Below are 25,250 nucleotides of genomic sequence, written 5' to 3'. Positions count from 1 at the left end.
GGGCCACCTCCGCCCGCAGGTCGGCCCGGGGGTGCACGGGCAGCGCGAAGGGGGTGACGTCGGCACGATCTGATCTGAGCACGTGGGCACCGTACGCAGCATCCTCGCGGTCTACCGCAGCAGATCGGGCGTCGCACCAAGGCGTCGCGAGAACTACACCTGACCCACCATCTCAGTTCACCAGGAGTTGGCCGTCTTCGAGGACGTTGGCCTCATGGCGCAGGTCCCGACGATCCCACCGGCGGGGGCGGCCGACCGACCCCGGTGGTCGGTGGTCATCCCTGCGTACAACTGTGCCGACTTCCTCGCGCGGGCGCTGCCCGAGGTGCTCGACCAGCTGGGCGACCGGGACGACGCCGAGATCGTCGTCGTCGACGACGCCTCGAACGACCACCCCGAGCGGGTCGTCGACGCGCTCGGCGAGGGTCGGGTCCGCCTGGTGCGGGGCGAGCGCAATCTCGGCGCGATCGCGACCTTCAACCGGTGCGTGACCGAGGCGAAGGGGGATCTGGTGCACCTCCTCCACGGGGACGACGAGGTGCTCCCGGGCTTCTACCGGGCGATGGAAGAGGCGATGGAAGACCCCGCGGCGGTCGCCGCAGTCTGTCGCGCCCAGGACATCGACGCCGGCGGCACGACGCTCTACACGACCCGGTCCTACCGAGAGGGAACCGGCGTATGGGCCGACGCCCTCCCCACCTTCGCCGTCTCCAACCGGGTGCGGACCCCCGGCATCGTCGTGCGACGCCGCGCCTACGAGGAGGTCGGCGGCTACCGGCTCGACCTGCCGCACGCCGCGGACTGGGAGATGTGGACCCGTCTCGCCGCTCACGGCCCGATCGTCTTCGTCGACGAGGTCCTCGCCCGCTACCGCCGCCACGACGGCTCGCACACCTCCGAGCTGGTGCGCACCGGGGCCAACGTGCGGGAGCGGGTCGAGGCGATCGGCACGGTCTGCGCGCACGTGCCCGCCGAGCGCCGCGCCGCGACCGTGCGGCGCGCCCTGGCGTACTCGGTCTACTTCGCCGGGTCCACCGCGCTGCGCCGGGCCCGCGCCGGGGACTGGAGCGCCGCCGGCCACCAGGCACGCGAGGCCGCCCGCTGCGGCGCCCTCATCCCTCGAGCAGTGGAGCTGACCGGATGATCATGGACATCCCCATCACCGACGCCACGCCCGCCGACGCGCCCCTGCCCGTACCGTCGCGCCCCCGGGTGTCGGTGGTCGTGCTGACCCAGTGCACCCGCCCTGCCGAGCTAGACCGCGCCCTGGCCTCGGTCCGGGCGCAGGTCGGGGTGGACTACCGGCTGGTGCTCGTCGTCAACGGCGCCGAGCCGCCGGTGCCCGACCCCTCGGACCAGCTCATCGTGCTGCCGGAGAACGTCGGCATCCCCGCCGGGCGCAACATCGGGGCGGCGGCCTGCGACGCCGAGATCGTGCTCTTCCTCGACGACGACGCCGAGCTGCAGGGCAGCGACCACCTGGCCACGATCGCGGCACGCTTTGACGCCGATCCCCGTGTCGGGGCGATGGCGGTGCGGATCGTCGACCATGAGGGCCAGACCCAGCGCCGTCACGTCCCCCGGGTCGGCGGTGGCTCGGCCGAGCGGGCCGGGGACGTCACCCACTTCATCGGGGCCTGCTGCGCGGTGCGCTCCGAGGCCTTCACCGATGTGCAGGGCTTCGACCCGAGGTTCTTCTACGCGATGGAGGAGTCTGACCTCGCCTGGCGGCTCATGGACCGCGGCTGGTCCATCTGGTACTCGGCGGACCTCACCGCCTACCACCCGCGGACCGCTCCGACGCGTCACGCCGACTGCGTGCGGCTGCAGGCGCGCAACCGCTTCTGGATGGCATGGCGGTCGCTGCCGACGCCTCTGCTCGCCGGTTACCTGCTCACCTGGACCCTTGTCCCGGCCGCCCGCCAGGAGCCGGTTCGTGAGGTGATCGCCGGCTACCGCGAGGCGTCCGCGGATCGCCCGGAGCGTCGGCCGCTGCACTGGCGCACCATCGCCCGGATGACCCGGCTGGGCCGCCCCCCGGTCGTCTAGCCGGCCACGCCCGCGCTCCCTGAGGTGCGACGAAGGAGCCTCGACGGGAGAGTCCCGACGGGACGCTAGGTGAGCAGGACGCTCACGGTGTGGATGACGAGCCCGGCGAGAGCGCCGATGACGGTGCCGTTGATCCGGATGAACTGCAGGTCGCGCCCGACGTAGAGCTCGATCCGCTTGCTGGCCTCGTCGGCGTCCCAGCGCTCCACGGTCACCGAGATCACCTCGGCCAGCTCGTCGCCGTAGGTGTTCACGGCGAAGGCGACGCCCTCCCCGAGGTGGGTCTCGAGCCGGTCGCGCCAGCGCGGGTCGTTCACGAGGTGCTCGCCGACGTGTGAGAGCAGCTCGTCCCCCCTTCGCCAGAAATAGCTGTCCCGGTCATCCATCGCGGACAGCAGGGCGGAGCGGATCGACTGCCAGACCGCCACCGCGCTGCGCGAAACCTGCGGGTGGGCGAGCAGGCGCTCCTTGATCCGCTCGGCGGAGGCCTGCACCTCCTCATCGTGCTGCAGGTCGTGCGCGAGCCGGCGCAGCAGGTCATCGACCGCGGTGCGCGCCGGGTGACTGGTGTCGGCACGCATCTCGCGCAGCCAGGTCACGGCCTGCTCGTAGGCCCAGGCGATGACGCGATCGTCGACCCAGTTCGGTGTCCACCACGGCGCCTTGTCGACCATCACCTCGGCGAAGATCTCGGGGTTGTCGCGCAGCCACAGCAGCACCTGGTCCAGCCCGAGGTCGACGAGCCCGTCGTGGGTGCGCTCCTCGACGACCTTCTCCAGCAACGACCCGGCGATCGGGCTGATCGGCTCGCGAGCCAGCCGCGGCAGCAACAGGTCGGTGAGGAAGTCCTCGACGTCGGAGTCCTGCATCCGGTTCAGCCCCGCCCGCAGCGCCGTCACCGACTCGCGCATGACCCGCTCCCGGCTCTCGGGCCGCTCCAGCCAGCGGCCGAGCCGCAGCCCGACCTGGGCCGAGGCGAGCCGCTCGCGCGCGATCTCCTCGGTGAGGAAGTTCGAGGCGACGAACTCCTGCAGGCTCCGCCCGAGCTCGTCCTTGCGCCGCTTGACCAGCGCGGTGTGCGGGATCGGCAGCCCGAGCGGGTGCTTGAAGAGGGCGGTCACGGCGAACCAGTCCGCGAGCGCGCCGACCATCGCGGCCTCGGAGGCGGTGTTGACGAAGCCCCAGACACCGTCGTGCGGGAGCCGCAGGGTGAGCAGGTAGACGACCGCGGCGACGAGCAGAGCCGAGGTCGCGACGATGCGCATGCGGCGCAGCCCGTCGCGGCGGGCCTGGTCGGCCGGGGTCTCGATGAGGAAGCTCACGATGATGATCCAACCGCATCGCTGGCCCGAGGCTTCCCGGGGTGACCTCCACCTGGGGGTGCCAGACTTCGCCAGGTGGAGTTCCTCAACGGCCTGATGCCTCAGCACGACCTGACCTACGACGACGTCTTCATGGTGCCCCGGCGCAGCGACGTGGCCTCCCGCCACGGCGTCGACCTCGCGAGCACCGACGGGACCGGCACGACGATCCCGCTCGTCGTGGCCAACATGACCGCGATCGCCGGCCGGCGCATGGCCGAGACGACAGCGCGGCGGGGCGCGCTGACGATCATCCCGCAGGACATCCCCGTCGACGTCGTCACCGAGGTGATCCGGTGGGTCAAGGGCCGCCACCTCGTGCACGACACCGCGATCGAGCTGCACCCGACCACGACGGCCGGCGAGGCACTCGTGCTCATCCACAAGCGGGCGCACGGCGCCGGGGTCGTCGTCGAGGACGGTCGGCCGGTGGGCATCGTCACCGAGCGTGATCTCGACGGGGTGGACCGCTTCACCCAGGTCCGCGACGTGATGTTCACCCAGCCGACGACGCTGGCCGACGAGCACGACCCGGCGGTCGCGTACGACGCGCTGCACGAGGCCCGCCGTCACCTCGCCCCGGTCGTCGACGGCGACGGTCGGCTCGTGGGGGTCCAGACCCGCAAGGGGGCCGTCCGGTCCTCGATGTACCGACCTGCGGTCGACGCCGGCGGGCGGCTGCGCATCGGGGCCGCGGTCGGCATCAACGGCGACGTCACCGGCAAGGCCGCGGCCCTGCTCGAGGCGGGGGTGGACGTCCTCGTCATCGACACCGCGCACGGGCACCAGCAGAAGATGCTCGACGCGCTGGCTGCGGTGCGCGGCCTCGACCCGTCGGTCCCGATCGTTGCGGGCAACGTCGTCACCGCCGACGGCACGAGGGAGCTGATCGAAGCCGGCGCCGACATCGTCAAGGTCGGGGTCGGCCCCGGCGCGATGTGCACCACCCGGATGATGACCGCCGTCGGGCGACCCCAGCTCTCCGCCGTCCTGGAGTGCGCCGACACCGCGCGAGCGCTCGGCAAGCACGTCTGGGCCGACGGCGGGGTGCGCCACCCGCGGGACGTCGCGCTGGCGCTCGCCGCGGGTGCGAGCAACGTGATGATCGGGTCCTGGTTCGCCGGCACCCTGGAGTCCCCCGGTGACCTCTACGTCGACGCCGACGGGCGCCAGTACAAGGAGTCCTTCGGCATGGCCTCCGCCCGCGCCGTCCGGGGACGGACGGCCGAGGACTCCCCCTTCGAGCGGGCCCGCAAGGGCCTCTTCGAGGAGGGGATCTCGACGGCCCGGATGTACGTCGACCCGGCTCGGCCGAGCGTCGAGGACGTCATCGACCAGATCATCGCCGGGGTGCGCAGCTCGTGCACCTACGCGGGGGCCGCGACGCTCGAGGAGTTCCGCGAGCGGGCGGTCGTCGGGCTGCAGTCGACCGCGGGCTACGCCGAGGGCCGCCCGCTGCACACGTCATGGTGACCTCGCTAGCGCGCCCGCTACCACGCAGTAGTGGCTGTGATCACAACCAGTACTGCGTGGTAGCAGGCGGGTTTGGGGGTGGGGCATGCACTCGCTAGAGCCGTTGGGCGAAGTGGTGAGCCCGGCCGAGGCGTTGCGGCGTACCGCCTTCCTCCTCGAGCGGGGGCGGCAGCACAGCCGTCGGGTCGAGGCCTTCCGCGGGGCGGCGGCGGTGGTCGCCGAGCTCGGCGAGGAGGAGGTCGCGGCGCGCGTCCAGGCGGGCACGCTGCGCGAGCTCGCCGGGATCGGGTCCTCGACGGCCGGGGTCATCGAGCAGGCCGTCGCCGGCGAGCTGCCCGACTACCTCGCCCGTCAACAGGAGGAGCACGGCGGCCCGCTGGTCGAGGCAGGAGAGGGCACAGCGGCCCTCATCGAGGCGGTCATCGGCGACTGCCACACCCACTCCGACTGGTCCGACGGCGGCTCGCCGGTGCAGGAGATGGTGCTCACCGCCGTCGAGCTCGGCCAGGAGTGGCAGGTGCTCACCGACCACTCCCCCCGCCTGCGCATCGCCAACGGGCTGTCGGCCGAGCGCCTGGCCAAGCAGCTGCGCCTCGTCGAGGCGATCAACGCCTCGCTGGGTGGACAGTTCCGCCTGCTCAAGGGCATCGAGGTCGACATCCTCGACGACGGCGGGCTCGACCAGAGCGAGGAGATGCTCGGCCAGCTCGACATCGTCACCGCGAGCGTGCACAGCAAGCTGAAGATGCCCAAGGGCGCGATGACAGCCAGGATGATCGGCGCGGTGACCAACCCGAGGGTGGACGTGCTCGGGCACTGCACCGGCCGGCTCGTCACCGGCGGGCGCGGCACCCGACCCCAGAGCGAGTTCGACGCCGAGGCGGTCTTCACCGCCTGCGCGGAGAACGGCGTCGCGGTGGAGATCAACTCCCGGCCCGAGCGGTGCGACCCGCCGGACGAGCTGATCGAGCTGGCGCGTGACCTCGGGTGCCTCTTCGCCATCGACTCCGACGCGCACGCCCCCGGCCAGCTCGAGATGAAGGCGTACGGCTGCGAGCGCGCTCACCGCCTCGGGATCGAGGCCGACCGGGTCATCACGACCTGGTCGGCGGAGCGCCTCCTCGAGTGGTCCGAGGAGCGGCGAAGGGGGTGAGCGAGCCGACGATCGAAGCCGGTTTGGTCGGCGGCTCGTCACTCCCGTATAGTCCTGCTCGTCCTCGACGGATCCGGGCGCTGCCTGCTGCGTGGCGAGGATCTGGTCGGAGATCAGGTCCCCATCGTCTAGCGGCCTAGGACCCCGCCCTTTCACGGCGGTAGCACGGGTTCGAATCCCGTTGGGGATACGCAAGAAGCCTTGCACCACAAGGCCCTGTAGCGCAGTTGGTTAGCGCGCCGCCCTGTCACGGCGGAGGTCGCGGGTTCGAGTCCCGTCAGGGTCGCTCGTCACGTCAGCAGACGTGACTCGGCCAGGTAGCTCAGTTGGTACGAGCGTCCGACTGAAAATCGGAAGGTCGGCGGTTCGACCCCGCCCCTGGCCACCTTCTCCCCCTTCGCCTTGCGCGCGACCGCGCCGGCTCGGGCCTAGCGACCAGGCGGATTCCGCTAGCTCAGCTCCTTGACGATCTGCCCGATGGTGTCGATGGTGCGCTTGAGCTCCTCGACGTGCCGGGCGTCGAACTCGCTGAGGATCCGCTTCATCTCCGTGGTCGAGATCCCGTCGGTACGCGGCAGGTAGACCAGCTCGACCTGGTCGGAGAGGTCGTCGAACTTGCCCTGCCAGTCCGCGCCCATGCCGAGAATGTCGACGTCGTAGGTCTCGATGTCCTCAGGCTTCTGGCTCCACCGGTCCTCGGGGATGGCCAGGTCGACGTACTTGATGCTCTCGACGATCTCCATGCGCTGCTCGAAGGGGACGATCGGCTTCTTGCCCTTGATCGCGTTGAACTCGTCGGTGGACACCCCGACGATGAGCCGGTCGCCGTGCTCACGCAGCCGCTTGATGATGTTCAGGTGCCCGATGTGGAAGAGGTCGAACGTTCCGTAGGTGATGACGGTCTTACCCATTAGGAGATGCAACCTCGCGCGTCAGGTGGGGGATTGACGCACCCGAGTCTAGGTCTCCGCGCGCTGGGCGTTCACCAACAGTCCGTGCGGCGTTCACCTTCTCTTCGTCGTAGGGTCAGGTTCAGCCAGACCAAGGAGAGGCCGATGCCGGAGCAGGACGCGACCCCAACGGTCGACGTCGTCGTGCTCAGCCAGGGCGACCGCCAGGCAGAGACGCGCCGGGCTCTCGAGTCGGCCAGGGTCCAGACCGGGGTCCAGACCACGCTCATCCTGCTCGGCAACGGCTGGCAGCCGGAGGGCTTCGACGCGGACGTGCAGACCATGTACGTCCGGGAGAACGTCGGCCCGCCCGAGGGTCGCAACATCGCCGCCGCCCGTGGCTCGGGCGAGTTCATCCTCTTCCTCGACAACGACGCCTGGCTGCGCGATGCCGACGCACTGGAGCGCGCGGTCGCCCGATTCCGCGCCGAGCCCGGCCTCGGCCTGATCCACGCCCGGGTCTCGGACCCGAGCGGGGTGACCGAGCGGCGCTGGGTGCCCCGGGCGCGGGTCGGCGACCCGGCTGTCGGCGGTCCCGCCTTTGCGGTCTGCGAAGGAGTGGTGCTGATCCGTCGCGCGGCCTACCAGGACGCGGGCGGGTTCCCGGGCTCGTTCTTCTTCGGCAACGAAGGGGTGGAGCTGGCCTGGCGGATGCGGGACCGGGGCTGGGAGCTGGTCTACGACCCGTCGCTGCACATCTACCACCCAGCGACGTCACCCGATCGGCATGACGTCTTCTTCCGGCTCAACGCCCGCAACCGCGTGTGGGTCGCCCGCCGCAACCTGCCGTGGCCCGTCGCAGTGGTCTACGTCTGCGCCTGGACCGTGCTGATGATCCTGCGCACGTGGCGGCGTCCTGCCGACCTGCGCCTCTGGCTGAACGGGTTGCGCGAAGGGCTGACCACCGACCCCGGTGGCCGCCGGCCGATGCGGTGGCGAACCGTGCTGCGCCTGGCCCGTCTCGGCCAGCCTCCGATCATCTGAGGCTCCTCGGTATAGTCCGGAGGCACTGCGCGCCTACCCCTGGGACGCGCATAGAGCCGAGCGAGGGATCACGGTGCCTGTCTTCCGACAAGGCGAACGCAAGTTCTTGTACATCCATATCCCCAAGACGGGTGGCTCCAGCATCGAGCGGGCCTTCACCGATGCGGGCATGGACATGGAGTACCAGGACGGCAGGGTGAGTGCCACGTCGTGGAACACGGTGCGCCGCTGCACGCCGCAGCACATGCATCGTGACCAGCTCGAGGCCATCTTCAAGATCCACAAGTTCGACGGCATCTTCACCGTCGTGCGGGACCCGATGGCGCGATTGCGCTCCGAGTATCTGTGGCGTCACCGGGACCAGGACTTCGAGATCGACGGAGCGTCCGTGGAGCAGTGGGCGGAGAAGGCCTTCGCCGCCTACCCGCGGCACCCGTTCATGTTCGACAACCACATCCGCCCACAGGTCGACTTCCTGGTCGACGGTGTCTCGGTCTTCCGGTTCGAGGACGGTCTGGAGCAGATGGCCACGACCCTGAACGAGCGCTGGGACCTCGGGCTGGCGCCTACCCTTCCACGGGTGCGTGAGGGAACCTCCGCCACGAGGTACGCCAGCAAGGACGTGGAGGTCACCGACGGGCTGGAACGGCTCGTGTCCGACTTCTACCGCGAGGACTACGAGAGGTTCGGCTACACCGCACCTGCCCCAGCCCCGGCGGCACGTCGCGCGGCCATCGGCAGGGACACGGCGACCAAGGTGCGTTCACGCCTCAGCTCGTGGCTGCCGCGCTCCCGGGGCTGAGAACGCGGTAGAAGTCCTGCGTCGCCTCGAGGTTGTACTCCGCCGCGTCGAACGCAGGGTTCGGCACCTCTCCCCGCAGCGCAGCTAGCATCCCGTCGGCGAGGGCGGCCTCGTCGCGGTCGACCACGAGCCCGACCCCATCAGGCAGCGCCCCGGCGGCCGAGGCGAACCTCGTCGAGACGACCGGCAGCCCTAGGACACGCGCCTCGAGGATCACCATGGGCTGGCCCTCGTAGTCGCTGGACAGGACGAAGGTGTCGGCCTTGGCGAGCACCACGTGCGGGTTGCTGCGCTGGCCGGCGACCGTGACCGCGTCACCCAGACCCAGGTCGAGCACGACGTCGCGCAGCCGGGCCTCGAGCGGGCCTCCCCCGATGATCACCAGTCGCGTCGCGGGATCCACCTGGTGGACCAGGTCGAAGGCTCGGACAAGCCGCTCGTGGTTCTTCTCCGGCGATAGCCTTCCCACGGTCACGAAGGTGCGGACCCCGGGGGCGGGAGGGATCACCTCGCTGATCGTGCGATACCGCTCGACTTCGCCTTCCAGTGCCTGCGCGCCGTGCAGGTCACCGAGGGCGCGCACCGCTGCTGGCAGGTCCCGCGCCGGGACCGAGACGTCCGCGTCATCGGTCACGGGCGCGACCGTCGAGTGGTCCCCGGGGGCGTTCCGCGTGATGTAGCCCGCGTCGATCGTGTTCCGCGCGAAGGTGTGACGCTCCGGGGGCGCCATGTCCGCCAGGTTCTCCCGGTTGATCTCCATGAGCACTTCTGAGACGGACACCAGGTGGTCGAAGTCGCGGTACGTCCGGAAGACCGAACCCAGGTTCGCCTCGTGCGGGCGGTGGCCGTCGACCTCGCGCATCTGATCGGCCTTGAGGTCGTTGTGCAGCCAGATCGAGTGGCTCGAGGCCGGCCCCGCCTGCAGCAGCAGTGCCCAGAACGCGGCGTAGCCGCTGAAGTCGACGATGTGGTCGAACTCGGCTAGACCGAAGCAGCGCCGCCACTCGTGAGCGAACTGGTGACGGACCCGCTCCGGGGTCTCCTCGCCGGACCGTTCCCCTCCGTGCAGCGCCTGCCCCCGCTCCTTCCCCGCGCGCAACGACCAGAGCATCCCTCCGATGCGCGGCAGGACCCGTACCCGCGGGTGGACCTTCGCCTCCGTCGCGCGGACCTCCGCGGAGCTGGAGTACTGGTAGAGCACCGAGACGTCGAAACGGTCGTGATCGATGTTGTTGAGCAGGCTCAGCGCGGAGGTCGTGATCCCGTTGGGCCGCATCCCACCGAGGTAGAGCAGCAGGCGGGTGCGCCCGTCCGAGCGGACATCGCGGACGTCACGATCGTCTCGCCTGCCGCGCAGGACCACGTCGATGACCCGCTGCGTGGCTCCGCCGTCCTCTCGGGATGCGAAGCGCTCACGGGCAGAGGCGTAGGCGTCCCGGTGGGTGACACGGGGGTCGTCCCCTTCACCCGATCCCTCTGCCACCAGGACTCGCGCGAGCTCGCCGACGGTGCCGACGACCGGACCGGGCAGCTCACCCGGGTCGAGGTACAAGCCGCGGTAGTCGTCGTAAGAGCGCAGATCCGGGGTGAAGAACACCACCGGGCGGCCCGTCGCGAGGAAGTCGAAGAAGATGCTCGAGTAGTCCGTCACCAGGACGTCGGTGATACCGAGCACCTCGTTGCTGGGTATCTCGTCGGGGATGAGGATGTCGGCCAGCTCCGGGTGCTGCAGCGCGAAGGTGTAGACCTGCTGGTGCACCCGCAGGAGCACCTGGTGTCCCTCGGGCAGTTGCCGCTTGAGCTCCCTGACGCGTTGAGCGAGCAGCACGACGTCGTTCGACGGCTTCTGGAAGGACTCCCCCCGCCAGGTGGGGGCGTAGAGGATCACCTTCTGGTCCGCCTGCAGCGCAACACCGGCCCGCTCAAGGCGACGGCGGACCCGAGCACGAGCCGACTCGTCGAGGAACTGCCGGTCGACCCTGGGCGAGCCCTCGGTGACGATCTGCCCGGTCGCGATGTTGGTCAGCCGGTAGGCGTCCTCGTACATCTGCTCGGCCATGAAATCATTCGCGGCGAGCAGATAGTCGGCGGAGAGGAAGTTCCGGATGACGTTGCGTGCCCCGGGGCCGCCGCCGGGCTCGTCGTACCCCATCTGCTTGAACGGGGTTCCGTGCCAGGTGTTGACGTACACCTGCTCGTCCCGCTTGGCGAACTCCGGCGGGAAGGTGGCGTTGTTGAAGAGGTACCGCGACGTCGCCAGGGCGCGGAAGTACTGGGGCGACTTGTACCGCACGAAACGCACCCGCGGGTGGCCGTCGAACTCGCGGCGCACCCCCGACTCCCACATCGCCGGCGACAGGCACCAGACGTGCTCGAGGTGAGCGAAGTCCGGATCGTCCAGGAGTTCGCGGAAGATGGCCTCGGGGTTGCAGAGCATCCCGTTGCCCGCGAACGACTCGTAGAAGACGGTGTCGCGCTCGACCGGACGCTCGCGCCAGTGAGCTCGCCACTCTTGGGAGCCGACTCGGCGGGCTCGCTTGAGCGACTTCACTGCGTCCGATACGCGCATGCGGCACAACCTCCTCCATCACGACACCTCGCTAGAGGCGCCCTGGCCACGGTCGACGGGCAATTATGCCGGTGCTCAGGAACCCTCGATACCACCAGCGCGCCGCCTGCGCGACCTCGCCGCACCGAACTACTCGAACCGGCTCGAGGTCACGATCATCGCCAAGAAGCCGCAGGCGGTGGCCAGCGCCAGCGGCAGCGCGGCCGCGAGCCACCACGAAAGGACCGTTCCGGGCTCGAGCACCCCGAGGCCCCTCAGCACCGCCCCGACACGCCGGCGAGGTCGGTCGCCTCGGCGAGCTCGGCCAGAGCCGCCGCGTTGTACGCGGCGACGTCGAAGGTGCCGAATCGAGGCCGGTCCGAGATGACCTGCATCATCGCACGGGCGACGGCATCGTCGTCCTGCTCGACGACGAGCCCGCACCCGGGAGGGACCACGCCCTCGACCGACGAGAATGCCGTCGTGAGCACCGGAAAGGGGTGTCCAGGCGACCGGTGAGGTGCACCGCCCCGCTCAGCCCGAGCCGATCGACCAGCTCGGCCAGCTCGGCGACCAGCGGCCCGTCGCCCACGACGACGACGGCGAAGCTGGGCACCCGTCGCCCGTGGGGTCCCGGACGCGCGGATCAGCCGCGCCAGGACCGCCCTCATGGTGCTGCGCACCTGGCAACGACCGCAGGAGCTGAGACTGTGGCTGCGCGGACTTCATGAGGGACTGACGACCGACCCTGGCGGTCGTCGGCCGATGCTGTGGCGCACCGTGCTCCGGCTGGCGCGGCTCGGGCAGCCGCCGGTCATCTGACAGGATCGGCTCTCATGACGACCAGCACCGTTCCGCCGCGCCCGGCGCGCGGCCTCGACCTGTGCTCAGCGTCCTGAGTGCCCGCGCCCGGCTGCACGCGCGGGCGCTGCGCGACGGCACCAGGCCGATCGACATCCAAGGGCTGGCCCCCGGGGGGACCGTCTCCGTGCGCCGAGGGCGCTCCTTGCTCACGGCTGTCCTTGTCGACACCTTCGACGCGTGGGCCCTACGAGATCGCTGCCGGGATGTCACGGTCGAGGCACTGACCCGCGCCGGTATCGAGCATCGGGTGCTGCCCGCCCTCGGCGCGGAACCGCACCGTGTGGTCGTCTCATCCTCCGACGCCGAAGCGACTCAGTCCATCCTGGTCGCGCTCAACGACATCGACCCCGACCTTCACCTCCACACCGGGCTCCATGCCAGCGGCCGGCTCGGACCGTCGCGCCCGGCTCGCTCGCTCCCCGCGCTACGCGCCGGCTCGGTCGTGCGGGTCTGGTCACCACAGGTCTCTCCCGCGGGCCGCATGCTCCCGACCCGCTCGCTCGGCGTGGACGTAGAAGTCTGGACCGAGCTGGCCGCAACGCAGGCGTCCCCCGACGGCCCCGAGCGACCCACCGGCACCCTGGTCGCGCCCCGGCCAAACCCCTTCGTCCGCTCCATCCCCCCGGGCACCCTCGCAGCCTCGCTCGACCCGCCCACCGGCACACCGCTCGAGCAGGTCGACTTCCCGATCGACGTCGTCTACACCTGGGTGGACTCCGCCGACCCTGCCTGGCAGGAGGACTACGCCGCGGCCCGCGCGGGCACCGACACCTCAGCCGGGCACGCCAGCGCCTGGTCCACGGCGCGCTGGACGAACCGCGACGAGCTGCGCTACTCCCTTCGCTCGATCGCCGCCTATGCGAGCTGGGTGCGCACCATCCACATCGTCACCAACGGCCAGGTGCCGGGGTGGCTCGACACCGACCACCCGAAGGTCCGGGTCGTCCGGCACGACGAGATCTTCGCCGACACCGCTGACCTGCCGACCTTCAGCTCGCACGCGATCGAGGCCAACCTGCACCGAGTCCCCGGTCTCGCCCAGCACTACCTCTATCTCAACGACGACGTCTTCCTCGCCCGACCGCTACGACCGGAGCACTTCTTCACCGGGAGCGGGCTCGTGCGGTGGTTCCCATCGCACGTCCCGGTCGACGACGGCCCGGCTCGCGCCGACGACCTGCCGGTCGTCCAGGCCATGAAGAACGGCCGCGCACTGCTCGACGAGCATCTCGGCAGGAGGCCGACGACGCGCCCGCGGCACACGCCGCACCCTCAGCGGCGTGATGTGCTCGAAGACATCGAGGCGGCCTGCCCCGACGCGGTTCGCCGCACGAGCCGGGCCCGGTTCCGTTCGCCCACCGACATCTCTCTGGCCTCCCAGCTCCAGGCATGGTGGGCGGATGCGACCGGCAGGGCCGTCCCCTCCGACACTACCTACGAGTTCATCGACATCGGCGATCCGGGCGTCGACGCCCGGATCGAGCGCATGCTCGTCCGCGCCGACCTCGACTCCTTCTGCCTCAACGAGACCACCGACACCGACCCCGAGGTCGCGGCCAAGCGCCTACGCGGGGTGTTGGAAGCGTTGCTGCCGTGCCCCTCCCCCTTCGAGATCCCGGACCCCTCTCCCGACACGGACGGATGACGCATGCCTTCCCTCCCGCTCCTCGCCCAGCGCGCACTGCGCGCCCGTCGTGACCGGCGCGCTGCCCAGCCGCCGGAGGTCGGCCCCTACTCCCGGCTCCGGCTCGACATGGTGCAGGAGGGGAGCAAGATCACCGTGGGCGCATGGACCGGCCCAGGTCTGCACCTGGAGACGCTGTGGCTGCTCGTCGCCGACGAGTGGCAGCCGGCCGGCACCTGGGAGACCACCGAGCACGTCGTGGCCGGGGATGCCGTGCTGTTCCACCATGCGGTCGTCGACCTGCATGTCGTGGACCGGCTGGACCTTGCGCGGGCCGAGGAGCCCACGGTGGACGCTCCGACCACGGCGGACCCCGAGGCCACACCTGCCGCGGAGACGGGCGCCCGCACCAGCGTGTGGACCTCGGTCCGCGAGGACCGGGAGCGCGCCCCACGCTTCGCCACCGAGATCGTCGAGGGAGAGGGCACGCTGGAGTACCGGGTGCCGCTGGGCCGGTTCCGGCGCACCCCTCCTCCGACCTTCGCCCCTGTCCACACCCCGATGGGGCACGATGTCACGCCGTACGTCAACCGCAACGGCCACCTCTCCCTCGCGATCGATACCGACGTGCGCCAGAGCATGCGGGTCGATGTCACTCGCCTGCGGATCGTCGAGGGTCATCTCGAGGTGAGCGGCACGATCGTCTCCTCGGGCGCGGAGCTCGATCAGGTCCGGCTCACCCTCGTCGGACGCACCGGTGGATACCGCTCGTCGAGTCCGGCAACTGTCGCCCTCGACCCGCTCGGCTCGCTGCGTGCGAACGGATCGCGGGCGTACACCTGGCGTGCGCGCCACGACTTCCGGCAGGACCTCGAGGGCCGGCTCACCGCCGACACCATCGCTGACCTGCGCATCGAGGCCACAACAGTCGACGGGGCAGCCGTCACGGGTCGGGTCGGTCGCACCCCCTACCTCGTGCGTCTTGCCACGAACGACGGGGCGGCAAGCGTCGGCGGACGCACGCTCGCAGTCACGCCCTACTACACCTTCAAGGCGAAGTACCCCTCGCTCCACCTCGAGCTCTTCGGCACCGAGGCCTACCGCGCACTGCACGCCCGGCTGCAACGGCCGGCACTGACTTTGCCCCGTCGCCCTGGCGGCAAGCCGGTGTGGCTGATCGGTGAGCGACCGTCGAAGGCCCAGGACAACGGGCTGCACCTCTTCCGGCACCTTCGCGAGCACCACCCCGAGATCGACGCCTACTACGTCATCGACCACGACTCCCCAGAGCGCGCCAACCTCGCCGGGCTCGACCACGTGCTGGACCGCCGCTCGCCCGAGCACATCGACGTCATCTTCCGCGCCGACCGGCTCGCCAGCACCCACCATCCCGACTTCCTCTACCCCACCCGGTCCCGCCGATTCGCACGACGGATGAAGGCGCCGGCGATCTTCCTCCAGCACGGGGTCATGGGGACCAAGTGGATGGCGCTGAACTACGGCAAACGGGTGTCGTCCTTCCACACCGACCTCTTCCTCGTCTCCTCCGAGCGGGAGGCGGAGTACATCGTCCAGGACTTCGGCTACCGCCCCGATGAGGTCGCGGTCACCGGCCTCTCCCGCTTCGACACCCTGCTCGACGGGAAGACGCCAGCCGTGCCGGGTCAGATCCTCGTCCTGCCCACCTGGCGGGACTGGCTGCAGGACCCCGACACCTTCACCGAGACCGACTACTTCCAGCAGTGGCTGGCATTCCTGACCAGCCCGCGGCTCGCGGAGATGCTGCGCGACCACGATGCGCATGTCGTGCTCTGCCTGCATCCCAACATGCAGCAGTTCAGGGATTACTTCGACGTTGCGGGAGTGCGGGTCGTCCAGCAGGGTGAGGTCGACGTGCAGCATCTGCTCAAGGAGAGCGCGGTGCTCGTCACCGACTACTCCAGCCCTGGCTTCGACTTCTCCTTCCTCGACAAGCCGGTCATCTACTTCCAGTTCGACGTACGCCCCTTCCTCGGGCGCTGGGGCAGCCACCTCGATCTCGCCACCGAGCTGCCAGGCCCCATCTCGCACGACCTCGACGCCGCCCTTGACGAGCTCGAGCGAACCCTGGAGCGCGGCGCGACGATCGAACCGCGCTACCGCACCCGGGCGCAGCGCTTCCTCACCCACCGCGACCTCGGCAACAACGAGAGGGTCGTCGCCGCGATCACGAGCGCGCGACGTGAGCGCTCCATACGTGAGCTCGTGACCGGCAGCGAGCTCGGAGCGCTCCTGATCCGCAGAGCGCGACGTCATCGCTGGTACTTCCCCGCGATGCGCCGACTCCTTGCCCTAGCCCGGCTGCTCCCAGCCCGCGACGCGGTCCTCTTCGAGAGCGGCATCGGGAAGCAGTACAGCGACAGCCCGCGCGCGATCTACGAGGAGCTCGTCCGCCGCGGCGACCCGAGGACGAAGGTCTGGGTCTACGAGAGGGCCGTCCCGGTCTGGGACCCCGAGCTCGTCGTCGTCAAGCGACTCTCTCCTGCCTACTTCTGGCATCTCGGGCGCTCCCGGTACTGGGTCACCAACCAGAACTTCCCGCACTACGTGCGCCGCCGACGGGACGGCGTCTACCTCCAGACCTGGCACGGCACGCCGCTCAAGCGGATGCTTCACGACCTCGACGAGGTCGTCGGCCGTGACGAGGGCTACGTGGAGCGGGTCGATCAGGCGATCTCACAGTGGACGGCGCTGCTGTCGCCGAGCCCGTACGCGACGCGGGCCTTCCGGTCCGCGTTCCGCTACGAGGGCGAGGTTCTTGAGCTGGGCTATCCGCGCAACGACATCCTGGTCGCCCCGCACAGCGAGGCGACACGGGAGACCGTGCGCCAGCGCCTTCAGCTGGCCGAGGGCACCCGAGCAGTCCTCTACGCACCGACCTTCCGCGATGACGCGAAGGGCGGACGCGGGTTCTCCTTCGACCTTCCGTTCGACCTCGAGAGGGTCGTCGCAGCCCTCCCTGACGACGTCGTCCTCCTGCTGAGGATGCATGTCCTCATCGCAAACCGGCTGCAGATCCCCGAGCACCTGGCTGGTCGGGTCGTCGACGCCTCGCGCTACCCAGACATCCAGGAGCTCTACCTCGTGAGCGACGTCCTCGTCACGGACTACTCCTCGGTGTTCTTCGACTACGCGCTGCTCCGCCGACCGATGATCTTCCACGCCTACGACCTCGACTCATATCGAGACGACCTACGCGGCTTCTACCTGGACTACGAGGCAGCCGTGCCCGGGCCGGTCACCCAGACCGACGACGAGCTGGTCGCCGCTCTGTCCACGGCGCTGGCCAGAAGCTCGTCGGCTGACCCGACCATCGAGGAGTTCCTCGCGACCTACGCGCCCCACGACGATGGCCACGCTGCCGCTCGTGTCGTCGATGCCGTCCTGGGGGGAGGCGAAGGGGAGGTCAGCCCTCGAGAGCCGCGAGGATCGGCTGCTCCATGAATGGCGCCATCGTCGCCACATAGGTGGCCGTGAGGTGGGAGCTGTCGAAGTAGGCGACGACGCCACCGATCGCCCCGTCGCAGGTGGTCGGCCCGCAAACGAAGTCGTCGAAGCTCACCGAGGTGACTGTCGGCAGGTCCACCATCTCGACGGCTGCCATCAGCGGATCGTCGATGATCCACTCCGAGCGCGGAGCCGAACATCGACTGTGGTCGCCCGGGTTCTCGGCGAGGCATTCGGGGACGTCGATGCCGGGGAAGGTCGGGTCCTTGATCGCGAGGATCTTCGTGCCTCCGGCGGCCCAGTCGCGCAGATAGCTGGTGTACCCGGTGACGGCCTTCGGGCCGGTGGTCGCCATGGTGGTCCCGAGCACCGGCACGGACTGTCGTTCCGAGGTGATGACGAGGTCGAAGGTGTCCCCAGAGGTCTGCTCCTGGACCCACTGCCCGTAGTCGTAGCAGTTCTGGGTCATCTGCTCGGTGTCGAACCGCTGCCGGGCATCAGTCACCGCACACCGCGACACGAGAAACGTGGTGATGGCCCAGTCGTTCTTCTCGGCGATGATCTGCAGCGCGGGTAGCCAGTGCCCGGCGTGGGAATTTCCGACGAGGGCGATCCGGGTGGGGCCGTCTCCGTAGGTGCACGTGGCGCGATCGGTGAACGGCTGATTGGTCCAGCAGCCGTCGGCGTAAGCATCCGACTTGTCTTCGGCTGCCAGGTCGACAGAGGGGACAAGCGTCGCGCCCGGATCGATCGTGCATTGGCCCTGTCCCTCACGCAGCGCACCGGCGCCGAGGCAGGGATCCGCACTCCCCAGCGCGCTCGCCAGCTCACCTTCCGCCTGATCCGTGCGGTAGGTGGACTCGGCGATCTGCACGGTCCCCACAGCGGCGATGACTGCCATCCCGGCCGCCGCGGCTGCGTAGCTGCGGCGCAGACGCGCCCCAGGCCGCGGATGACGGTAGCGGTCCTCGACGTAGGTCTTGGTCAACCCTGCCAGGACCAGGGTGGTCACGACGATCACCACCTGATCCAGGACCCCCAGACTGCCACCGCTGGCATACGGCAGCAGCACCACCAGCGGCCAGTGCCACAGGTACACCGAGTACGACACATCACCGAGCCACTGCACCGGCCGGGCCTGCAGCACCCCGGTCGGCGATGCCGCGGACTGCGTCCCGGCCCAGATCACCGCCGCCGTACCCAGGACCGGTAGCAACGCGGTGTATCCAGGGAACGGCGTATCACCGGAGTAGGTCACCCCGGCGATGACCACCGCCCCCAGACCCACCCACGCCACCGGCACCGCCAAGGCCCTCAGACGCGGCGAGCCCGACATGCTCCCCACCGTCGCAACCAGACCACCGACCGCCAGCTCCCACATCCGGGTCGGAGTGATGAAGTACGCACTCGCCGGCGAGACCGTCGTCTGCCAGACCGAGACCCCCAACGAGAGAGCGACCATCCCACCGATGACCACCCGCGCGACACTTGCCGCACGCCAGCGACACCGCCCAGCGACGACAAAGACAGCCAAGATCAGAATCGGCCAGATCAGGTAGAACTGCTCCTCGATCGAGAGCGACCAGTAATGTTGGACCGGGCTAGGCGCCTCCCCCTCGGCCAGATAGTCCACCGAGGACGACGCCAGCACCCAGTTCTGCACGTAGAACGCCGACGCGATGATCTCCTTCGCCGTCCCCGCCCACTGCGTACTCGGCGCCAACAGCCGGGTCGCCACGACCGTCACCGCCAGCACCGTCAACGCAGCGGGGAGCAGCCGATGCACCCGCCGCGCCCAGAACACGCCCAGATCACCGACCCCCTTCGGCGGCCGCGACAATAGATGCGACGTGATCAAGAACCCCGAGATCACGAAGAAGACATCGACCCCCACATACCCGCCCGCCAACACCTGTGGCCAGATGTGGAACACCACCACCAGCGAGACCGCCACGGCCCGCAAACCCTGAATGTCGCGCCGAAACCCCCGAGAAGACGGGGTTTCTGAAGATCGTGGGGGGTCGGCGGGCCGGGCGCTCTCAGAACTTGTTGAGATCGGGTCCTCCAGGGGGTGAAAGCCGGGCCACGCCTCGATGTGATCGACTCTGGCGCCGACAGCATCCCGCGTCGCGCCCATAGCCGATGATAATCGCACGACCGTTTGCTCCGATGTCGTGTCTGACTAGTCCCACCTTCCTCAGCGATGTCGGGTCGTCAGGCAGGTGCACGAAGTCGACGTTGGATACTCACCGATCCGTGCGCGGTCGAGTACGGCAGCCAGGGTTCCCGACCAGCGCCGAAGCTCACCCGGATCTCTTGACGCAGGTTGTTCGCGCGGACACCGACCGAGAGGTCCAGGAACTTGCCCGTCGGCCCACTCGTGGGGGCGCAGTCATCGGGTGCAAACGCGATGACGACCGACAGGCGGCCGGGCCGACGCTCGCGCACCTTCACAGGGAGGAAGGTCGGCGGTCCGACAGCGCGCCGACGCACTGCGAGATATGGCTCGATCAGCTCCACAGCGGGTGGCCCGCATGACTGAGTCCACGTGATATCTCCGAGTACCTCGACCGCTCCGGACCCCCACAAAGTTGTCCTCGTGATGTCGAACGTCAGGTCCCTGACGACCAGGCGAGCGTTCTTGCGTGTGAAGCACTCCGCGATCGCAGCCAGCCACCGATCAAGGACCGCTCGCTCCGCGAACGCGTTGCTCCCTTGCCACGCAGCCTGCCCGAGGCGTCGCGCCAGCGCCTCGTCCGTGCAGATCTGGACGATCCTCTCGGCTGCGGCTGCATGGTCCCCCTCCTGAACGAGGAAACCGTTCTCTCCGTCCGTGATGAGCGAGCTCGGGCCATACCTGATGTCGAACGCGACGGGGGGGCATCCACGGCCCAGACTCTCCATCAGGACCAGCGGCTGCCCCTCTTTCCTGCTGGTGAGAAGAGAGAAGGCTGCGGACTCGAACGCACGAGAAGCCTGGGGAGTTGGACCACGAAGGGTGACATGGTCATGGGCACCGAGCTCGTCGATGAGGTCTCGGAGCCGCTGCTCCTCCGGGCCTCCACCGTAGACATCCAAGTGCACGTCTGGCACCGTCGCCGATGCTCGATGGATGATCCGGATCGCCGCCTCGACGTTCTTCCGCTCGGAGAGCGAGCATGCCATCGCACCGTTGGTGCGACTGCGACCGTCGAAAGCCGGTTCGGGACTAACTCTCTGGCGCGCGTTCGAGATGGCGTACATGTTGTCGGAGCCACCGAAGGCGCGCACGAAGTCGTCCCGTTGCCCATCGGTGAGGAAGACCACGGCATCCCAAGCAGAGGTGTTGGCTGATACGGGTCGCTGGCGTGGAGAAAGCGAGCCCGAGAGCGGATCCTGGCCAGGGACGGCGTGGCTATTGTGCAGAACCGCCAGCTTGACGATGTTGGGCTCCTCGAATGACGTCAGCAGCCGAGCAGTGAAGATGCTGTCGATGATCAAGGCCGTCGGCCCCCCCGAGGCCAGGGTGCGCAGCCATTCGTGGTAAAGGCTTGTGGCCCCGGCCCATCGCCCCGCAATGCGGCCGTCCTTGGTGAGCATCGTCAGGGTACGGCGGAGTTTGCGACCATCCTCGTCGACCGGAGACTGGTCGACGAGGTACGTCGACCCGTCCGGTCGCACGTACTCACGCAGGATCACCGTGTCCGACTGCGGAAGTTTGGTGACTCGGCAGAAAAGCAAGCCGTCGTCATCGACGATCTCGCTTACAGAGCACTCCTCGGGCACCTCCGGCGCAGCTTCTAGCACTTCGTCGGCGCCCAGGAGCGGGGTGAGGTCAGCGGAGCGGTAGTAGTGGTACACGTTCCAGATCTCGAGTTGGTCGAAACCGTGTCCAGAGTTCCGCAACGACTCCATGGTCCTTCGGTACCCGCCGATCGGCTCGAAGGTGAGCACCGGCGTCACGACATCAGCGTGCTCGCTGAACATGCGAGCACGCTGAAGGCACACCGTCGTCATGCCTCCGAAGTCGTCGGCGATTCCCCAGGTCACCATGAAGATCCGCTCGGCCGACTGACCGCGGTCCGCGCGGCGTGGGCGCACGCGAGGCCTGCGCATTCTCACGAGGAGACCCTCGCCCATGAGAGCTTGCGCGACGGCGTGGGCTGGGGCAGCCATCTTTCCCCGCTACCCGCCCACCGAAGACGACGACTCAGGAGTTCTCCACCGAGAGATGCCACAGCGTAGACGTCGACCAGGTCAGGTCCCCTCTCGAGTACAGCCAGAGCATCAGGCGGAATCGTGCAGCCGACGGCCCATTCTCCCGGCGATGAGCGCAGGATGCGCGCATCGACCAGCATCTCGTCGGATGACCCACGCGGGACCAGGCGCACGCCCGGGTCGGTGAGTCGCGGCGAATCGGCGGCCGCGACGAACCGCAGCTCGACCTCGATCTGCCCATCGGGCAGAAGGTGGAGCGCGTCCAGAACTACCTGTGCCTTCACTGTCTCCCTCTCATCGAGAGCTGCATGGTCGCGTCGGCCGTACCGAGATAACCATTCAAGCGCATCGCATGGTGCCCACGATCTACTCGAAGCGTCGAGACGTCACGATCATCAGCAGGAACCCGCCGGCGGTGGCGAGCGCGAGCGGCAACGAGAGCAGGGCCCACCCGCGCAGGACCGCCCCGGCGTCGGTGACGCCGGCTGCGTCGAGGACGACGTCGAGGGTCGCGGCCGCGAGGGTGAGGAGCGAGTACTCGATCGCCACGAAGGCGCGGAAGAAGGGGAAGAAGCGCAGGGCGCTGCGCGCCGAGCGCAGACCGGAAGAGCGCGAGGCGGCGACCTCGGCGCTCTCCTGCGGCTTCGGCAGCCCCGCGTAGAGGCGGGCAACGAAGACGAGGTCCCCGAACGACTTCTTCAGCAGCACGAGGCAGCCGGTGAGCGCGCCGAGGGTGGTCCAGCCGCCGACCGAGCCGAGCCCGCCGTCGACGTGGACCCCGAGCGCGATCGGCAGCGCGGCCTCGGTGACGTAGTGGCCCACCCGGTCCAGGTACACCCCCATCGGGGAGGACGTGCCGCGCCAGCGGGCGACCTCGCCGTCGGAGCAGTCGATGAGGATCTGCACCTGCATGAGCACCGCGCAGGCCAGCACCGCCCACCAGGTCGGGATCATGAGGACGGCGGCCCCGATCGCCCCGACGACGATCATCAGCCAGGTCACGCCGTTCGCGGAGATGCCGGTGGGCAGGATCATCCGGGTGAAGTACAGCGACATCCGTCGCAGGTACAGGGTCCCAGCCCAGTGCTCCGAGTTGCGCCGGCCGACGACCGACGGCGGCTGGGCGACCGCGCGCAGCTCCTCGATGGAGGGGTGGTTGGTACGGGGGGCAGGCTGGGTCACGGGCGTCCTGAGGGTGGTGGACCGGGTCGGTCGGTCTCGTCCAGGCCGATCGCCTCTGCGAACTCCCGCAGCGCCGTGTCGTTGTACGCCGCCACGTCGAAGGTGCCGAAGGCGGGCCGGCTCGAGACCAGCTCAATCATCGCACGGGCCACCTCCTCGTCGTCGTTGCCGACGACGACCCCGCAGCCCGGAGGGACGACGCCCTCGACGGAGGAGAAGGCGGTGGTGAGCACGGGGGTGCCCAGGGCGAGCGCCTCGAGGATGACCATCGGCAGCCCTTCGTGCTCGCTGGTCAGGGCGAAGCAGTCCGCCGCCGCGACCACAGGGAAGGGGTTGCTCAGGTGCCCGGTCAGGTGCACGGCGCCGGTCAGCCCGAGCTGCTCGACGAGGTCGGCCAGGTCGGACGCCAGCGGACCGTCGCCCATGACGACCACGGCGAAGGGGCGACCCGTCGCCTTGGTCCGTGCGGCCGCACGGATGAGCCTCGCCTGGTGCTTCTCCCGGGTCAGCCGACCGGCGGTGACGATGGTCGGCCGCGCGGGGTCCTGCAGCGCAGACAGCACCTCCTGCGACAGCCCAAGCTGCTCGAGCGGCTCACCGGCCAGCCGCCGCACCCGCTCGGCATCGACGAGGTTGCGGGCGTAGCGGAAGGACGCCTCCCCGCAGATCGCGGCGAAGGACCGCTCGTTGACCCGGGAGAGCGGCTCCGATACCGAGACGAGCCGGTCGAAGCGGCGGTACAGCCCGAAGACCTGCCGGAGGTGCCGGGCCCGCCGCCCGCCGTGCCGTGCGGCGCTCGCGACCTCCGCGGCCAGGTCGTTGTGCAGCCAGATCGCGTGGGTGCGCACCGGCCCGGGCGCCACCCCGCGCGACATGAGCAGCGCCCAGTACGGGGAGTACCCGCCGAAGTCGATGACGTGGTCGAAGCGGGTCGTGGCGTAGCACCGCACCCACTCCTCCCGGAGCAAGGCCACCAGCGCCGCCATCGGCACCCGGCGACTGTCCGGCCCGAGCCGCTCCAGCAGATGCCGCGACCACACCACCGGGCGGTGCCCGTTGATCCCGCCGACACGCGGCAGCAGGCGCACCCGCGGGTCGATCGCGGCGACGAAGCCCGCCGGGTCCGCGGCCCTTGCCGGACCCCAGGTCACCGTCACGTCGAGCCGGTCGAGGTCCAGCCCGCCGAGCAGCGCGATGAGAGCCGAGGTCACCCCGTTGCGCTGCAACGACCCCGCATGGATCATCAGGCGCGGCTTGCCCCCTTCGCCCTCCGCCGGTGCCAGCGGCACCACCCGACCGACCTCGGGAGACCGCCCGCGCCAGACCACGTCGACCACCCGGGCCGTCGCGTCACCGTCGTCGAAGGGGGCGTAGCGCGCGGCGAAGTCGGTCCGCTGCGGGCCGGCGATCCCCCCTTCGGCCACGTCGTCAACCACCTCCTCGACGGTTCGGCAGACCCGGCCCGGCAGCTCCTCCACTGGCAGGTAGAGGGGGCGCGAGCTCTCGTAGTCGTCCTGGTCCGGCACCCAGAAGGTCAGATCGAGGTGCGGGTCGGCGAGGGCGTCGAAGAGGATGCTCGAGTAGTCGGTGACGAGGTGGTCGGCGATCGTGAGGACCTCGTTGGCCGGCACCTCGGCGGGGACGACGGCACCGGCGAAGGTGGGATCGGCGCCGGCCCGCTCGGCCACCGCTGGGTGCGGCTTGAGCAGGACCTGCCAGCCCGGCAGGCGCTCACGGAGCGTCGCGACAAGGGGTGCCAGGTCGGCACCGAGGCGCGGGTCGGCGAAGCGCTCACCCCGCCAGGTCGGTGCGAGAAGCAGCACCGGCCGGCCAGCCTCGATCCTCACCCCGAGCCCGCGCAGCCGGGTACGCACCCGCTCGCGCTCCGCCTCGTCCGCTGCGGTCTGCACATCGGTGCGCGGTGAGCCGACCTCGAGCACCGACCCCGGCGCCAGACCCTCCAGCCGGTAGGCGCGGCGGTACATCGTGTCGGTCATGTACGGACCGGAGGAGAGGAGGTAGTCGGCCGCGAGGAAGGTGCGCAGCACGTTCGCCGACTCCAGCGCGCCGCCCGGGGTGTCGTAGCCCATCGACTTCAGCGGCGTGCCGTGCCAGGTGTTGAGGTAGACCTGCCCGGGCCGCTTGCCCATCTCCGCGGGGAAGGTGGCATCGGCGACGAGGTAACCCGCGGTTGCCAGGTGGCGGAAGTAGGACGGCGTGCGGTACCCGATCACGCTCACCTGCTGCGCGCTAACCCCACGCGAGAGCAGGTGCTCGCGGGCGCGGCGGCGCCGCTCGGCGTCGGCGACCACCCACACGTGGTGCAGGTGGGCCTGGTCGGGCTCGGCGAGGAGCCGCTCGAAGATGGCGTTCGGGTGGCCGGTCAGGCCCGCCCCGAAGCCGGACTGGTAGAAGACGACGTCGCGCCGCACCGGTCGGGACCGCCAGTGGGCCACCCACTGCGCCCGCGGCACGCGGCGGGCGCGAGCCAGCAGCCCGACCGCCCGTCCCAGGCCCGCCATGCGCTTCTCCTGTCCGCCCGTCTCCCGGCGCGCCAGTCTAGGCGCGAGGCCGCCG

At 69.7% G+C, this 25,250-nt stretch carries 17 protein-coding genes and 3 tRNA genes; 12 read left to right on the top strand and 8 right to left on the bottom strand.

Going from position 1 to position 25,250, the window contains the following annotated elements; translation table 11 throughout:
* Nucleotides 1–214 precede the first annotated feature (214 nt).
* Together FB557_RS02540 and FB557_RS02535 are read left to right on the top strand one after the other, a co-directional pair.
* Nucleotides 215–1,144, top strand: coding sequence for a glycosyltransferase family 2 protein (locus tag FB557_RS02540; RefSeq protein WP_144855341.1), 930 nt, complete (start codon nucleotides 215–217; stop codon nucleotides 1,142–1,144).
* Entirely contained in the window at nucleotides 1,141–2,049 is a 909-nt protein-coding gene (locus FB557_RS02535; RefSeq protein WP_211356462.1) for a glycosyltransferase family 2 protein, read from the top strand. The genes FB557_RS02540 and FB557_RS02535 overlap by 4 nt, the downstream gene beginning before the upstream one ends.
* Before the next feature lie 65 nt (nucleotides 2,050–2,114).
* Here FB557_RS02535 and FB557_RS02530 read toward each other — a convergent pair whose 3' ends face one another.
* Nucleotides 2,115–3,371 (bottom strand): DUF445 domain-containing protein, encoded by a 1,257-nt coding sequence (locus FB557_RS02530; RefSeq protein WP_144855339.1) that lies wholly within the window; start codon nucleotides 3,369–3,371, stop codon nucleotides 2,115–2,117.
* A 75-nt stretch (nucleotides 3,372–3,446) separates the two neighbouring features.
* On the opposite strand from FB557_RS02530, the gene FB557_RS02525 reads away from it, so the two are divergent.
* The 5 genes from FB557_RS02525 (at nucleotide 3,447) to FB557_RS02505 (ending at nucleotide 6,421) form a co-directional block, all read left to right on the top strand.
* Complete coding sequence (locus FB557_RS02525; RefSeq protein ID WP_144855337.1) at nucleotides 3,447–4,883, top strand: GuaB1 family IMP dehydrogenase-related protein; 1,437 nt, start codon at nucleotides 3,447–3,449, stop codon at nucleotides 4,881–4,883.
* An 85-nt stretch (nucleotides 4,884–4,968) separates the two neighbouring features.
* Nucleotides 4,969–6,036: a PHP domain-containing protein gene (locus FB557_RS02520; RefSeq protein WP_144855335.1), complete on the top strand. Its 1,068-nt coding sequence runs from the start codon at nucleotides 4,969–4,971 to the stop codon at nucleotides 6,034–6,036.
* A 117-nt stretch (nucleotides 6,037–6,153) separates the two neighbouring features.
* A tRNA-Glu gene (locus tag FB557_RS02515) sits at nucleotides 6,154–6,226 on the top strand.
* A gap of 22 nt (nucleotides 6,227–6,248) precedes the next feature.
* A tRNA-Asp gene (locus FB557_RS02510) sits at nucleotides 6,249–6,322 on the top strand.
* A gap of 25 nt (nucleotides 6,323–6,347) precedes the next feature.
* Nucleotides 6,348–6,421, top strand: a tRNA-Phe gene (locus FB557_RS02505).
* Nucleotides 6,422–6,485: 64 nt separating this feature from the next.
* On the opposite strand, the gene FB557_RS02500 is transcribed toward FB557_RS02505, so the two are convergent.
* A complete protein-coding gene (locus FB557_RS02500; RefSeq protein ID WP_144855333.1) occupies nucleotides 6,486–6,947 on the bottom strand; it encodes an FAD synthase family protein in 462 nt (153 codons plus the stop codon).
* A gap of 144 nt (nucleotides 6,948–7,091) precedes the next feature.
* Here FB557_RS02500 and FB557_RS02495 point away from each other — a divergent pair, with 144 nt between their 5' ends.
* On the top strand, nucleotides 7,092–7,970 hold the full coding sequence (locus tag FB557_RS02495; protein WP_144855331.1) for a glycosyltransferase family 2 protein: 879 nt from the start codon (nucleotides 7,092–7,094) through the stop codon (nucleotides 7,968–7,970).
* Nucleotides 7,971–8,043: 73 nt separating this feature from the next.
* Entirely contained in the window at nucleotides 8,044–8,772 is a 729-nt protein-coding gene (locus FB557_RS02490; protein WP_170236154.1) for a sulfotransferase family 2 domain-containing protein, read from the top strand.
* Here the strand turns inward: FB557_RS02490 and FB557_RS02485 are convergent.
* Both FB557_RS02485 and FB557_RS02480 read right to left on the bottom strand, forming a co-directional pair.
* The gene (locus FB557_RS02485; protein ID WP_144855327.1) at nucleotides 8,741–11,341 is read right to left on the bottom strand and encodes a glycosyltransferase; all 2,601 of its coding nucleotides are present in this window, start codon (nucleotides 11,339–11,341) and stop codon (nucleotides 8,741–8,743) included. The two genes, FB557_RS02490 and FB557_RS02485, sit on opposite strands and share 32 nt — an antisense overlap.
* A gap of 254 nt (nucleotides 11,342–11,595) precedes the next feature.
* The gene (locus tag FB557_RS02480) at nucleotides 11,596–11,811 is read right to left on the bottom strand and encodes a hypothetical protein (RefSeq protein ID WP_144855325.1); all 216 of its coding nucleotides are present in this window, start codon (nucleotides 11,809–11,811) and stop codon (nucleotides 11,596–11,598) included.
* A 178-nt stretch (nucleotides 11,812–11,989) separates the two neighbouring features.
* Here FB557_RS02480 and FB557_RS14280 point away from each other — a divergent pair, with 178 nt between their 5' ends.
* The 3 genes from FB557_RS14280 (at nucleotide 11,990) to FB557_RS02465 (ending at nucleotide 17,291) form a co-directional block, all read left to right on the top strand.
* A complete protein-coding gene (locus FB557_RS14280) occupies nucleotides 11,990–12,142 on the top strand; it encodes a hypothetical protein (RefSeq protein ID WP_211356461.1) in 153 nt (50 codons plus the stop codon).
* Between the two features lie 61 nt (nucleotides 12,143–12,203).
* Nucleotides 12,204–13,829: a stealth family protein gene (locus tag FB557_RS02470; RefSeq protein WP_144855323.1), complete on the top strand. Its 1,626-nt coding sequence runs from the start codon at nucleotides 12,204–12,206 to the stop codon at nucleotides 13,827–13,829.
* A 3-nt stretch (nucleotides 13,830–13,832) separates the two neighbouring features.
* A complete protein-coding gene (locus tag FB557_RS02465; protein ID WP_246074337.1) occupies nucleotides 13,833–17,291 on the top strand; it encodes a CDP-glycerol glycerophosphotransferase family protein in 3,459 nt (1,152 codons plus the stop codon).
* On the opposite strand, the gene FB557_RS02460 is transcribed toward FB557_RS02465, so the two are convergent.
* The 4 genes from FB557_RS02460 to FB557_RS02445 form a co-directional block, all read right to left on the bottom strand.
* Nucleotides 17,254–19,431 (bottom strand): acyltransferase family protein, encoded by a 2,178-nt coding sequence (locus FB557_RS02460; protein ID WP_144855321.1) that lies wholly within the window; start codon nucleotides 19,429–19,431, stop codon nucleotides 17,254–17,256. The two genes, FB557_RS02465 and FB557_RS02460, sit on opposite strands and share 38 nt — an antisense overlap.
* A 77-nt stretch (nucleotides 19,432–19,508) precedes the next feature.
* Nucleotides 19,509–21,260, bottom strand: coding sequence for a glycosyltransferase (locus FB557_RS02455; RefSeq protein ID WP_170236153.1), 1,752 nt, complete (start codon nucleotides 21,258–21,260; stop codon nucleotides 19,509–19,511).
* A 597-nt stretch (nucleotides 21,261–21,857) separates the two neighbouring features.
* Nucleotides 21,858–22,673, bottom strand: coding sequence for a CDP-alcohol phosphatidyltransferase family protein (locus FB557_RS02450; RefSeq protein ID WP_144855317.1), 816 nt, complete (start codon nucleotides 22,671–22,673; stop codon nucleotides 21,858–21,860).
* A complete protein-coding gene (locus FB557_RS02445) occupies nucleotides 22,670–25,195 on the bottom strand; it encodes a glycosyltransferase (protein WP_144855315.1) in 2,526 nt (841 codons plus the stop codon). Before FB557_RS02445 ends, FB557_RS02450 begins: the two co-directional genes overlap by 4 nt.
* Nucleotides 25,196–25,250 lie beyond the last annotated feature (55 nt).

The sequence above is a fragment of the Marihabitans asiaticum genome (assembly GCF_007828725.1).
In the GTDB taxonomy this organism is placed as follows: domain Bacteria; phylum Actinomycetota; class Actinomycetes; order Actinomycetales; family Dermatophilaceae; genus Marihabitans; species Marihabitans asiaticum.
The sequence above is the reverse complement of the archived record's forward strand: the minus strand, read 5'-3'. Positions and strand labels throughout refer to the sequence as shown.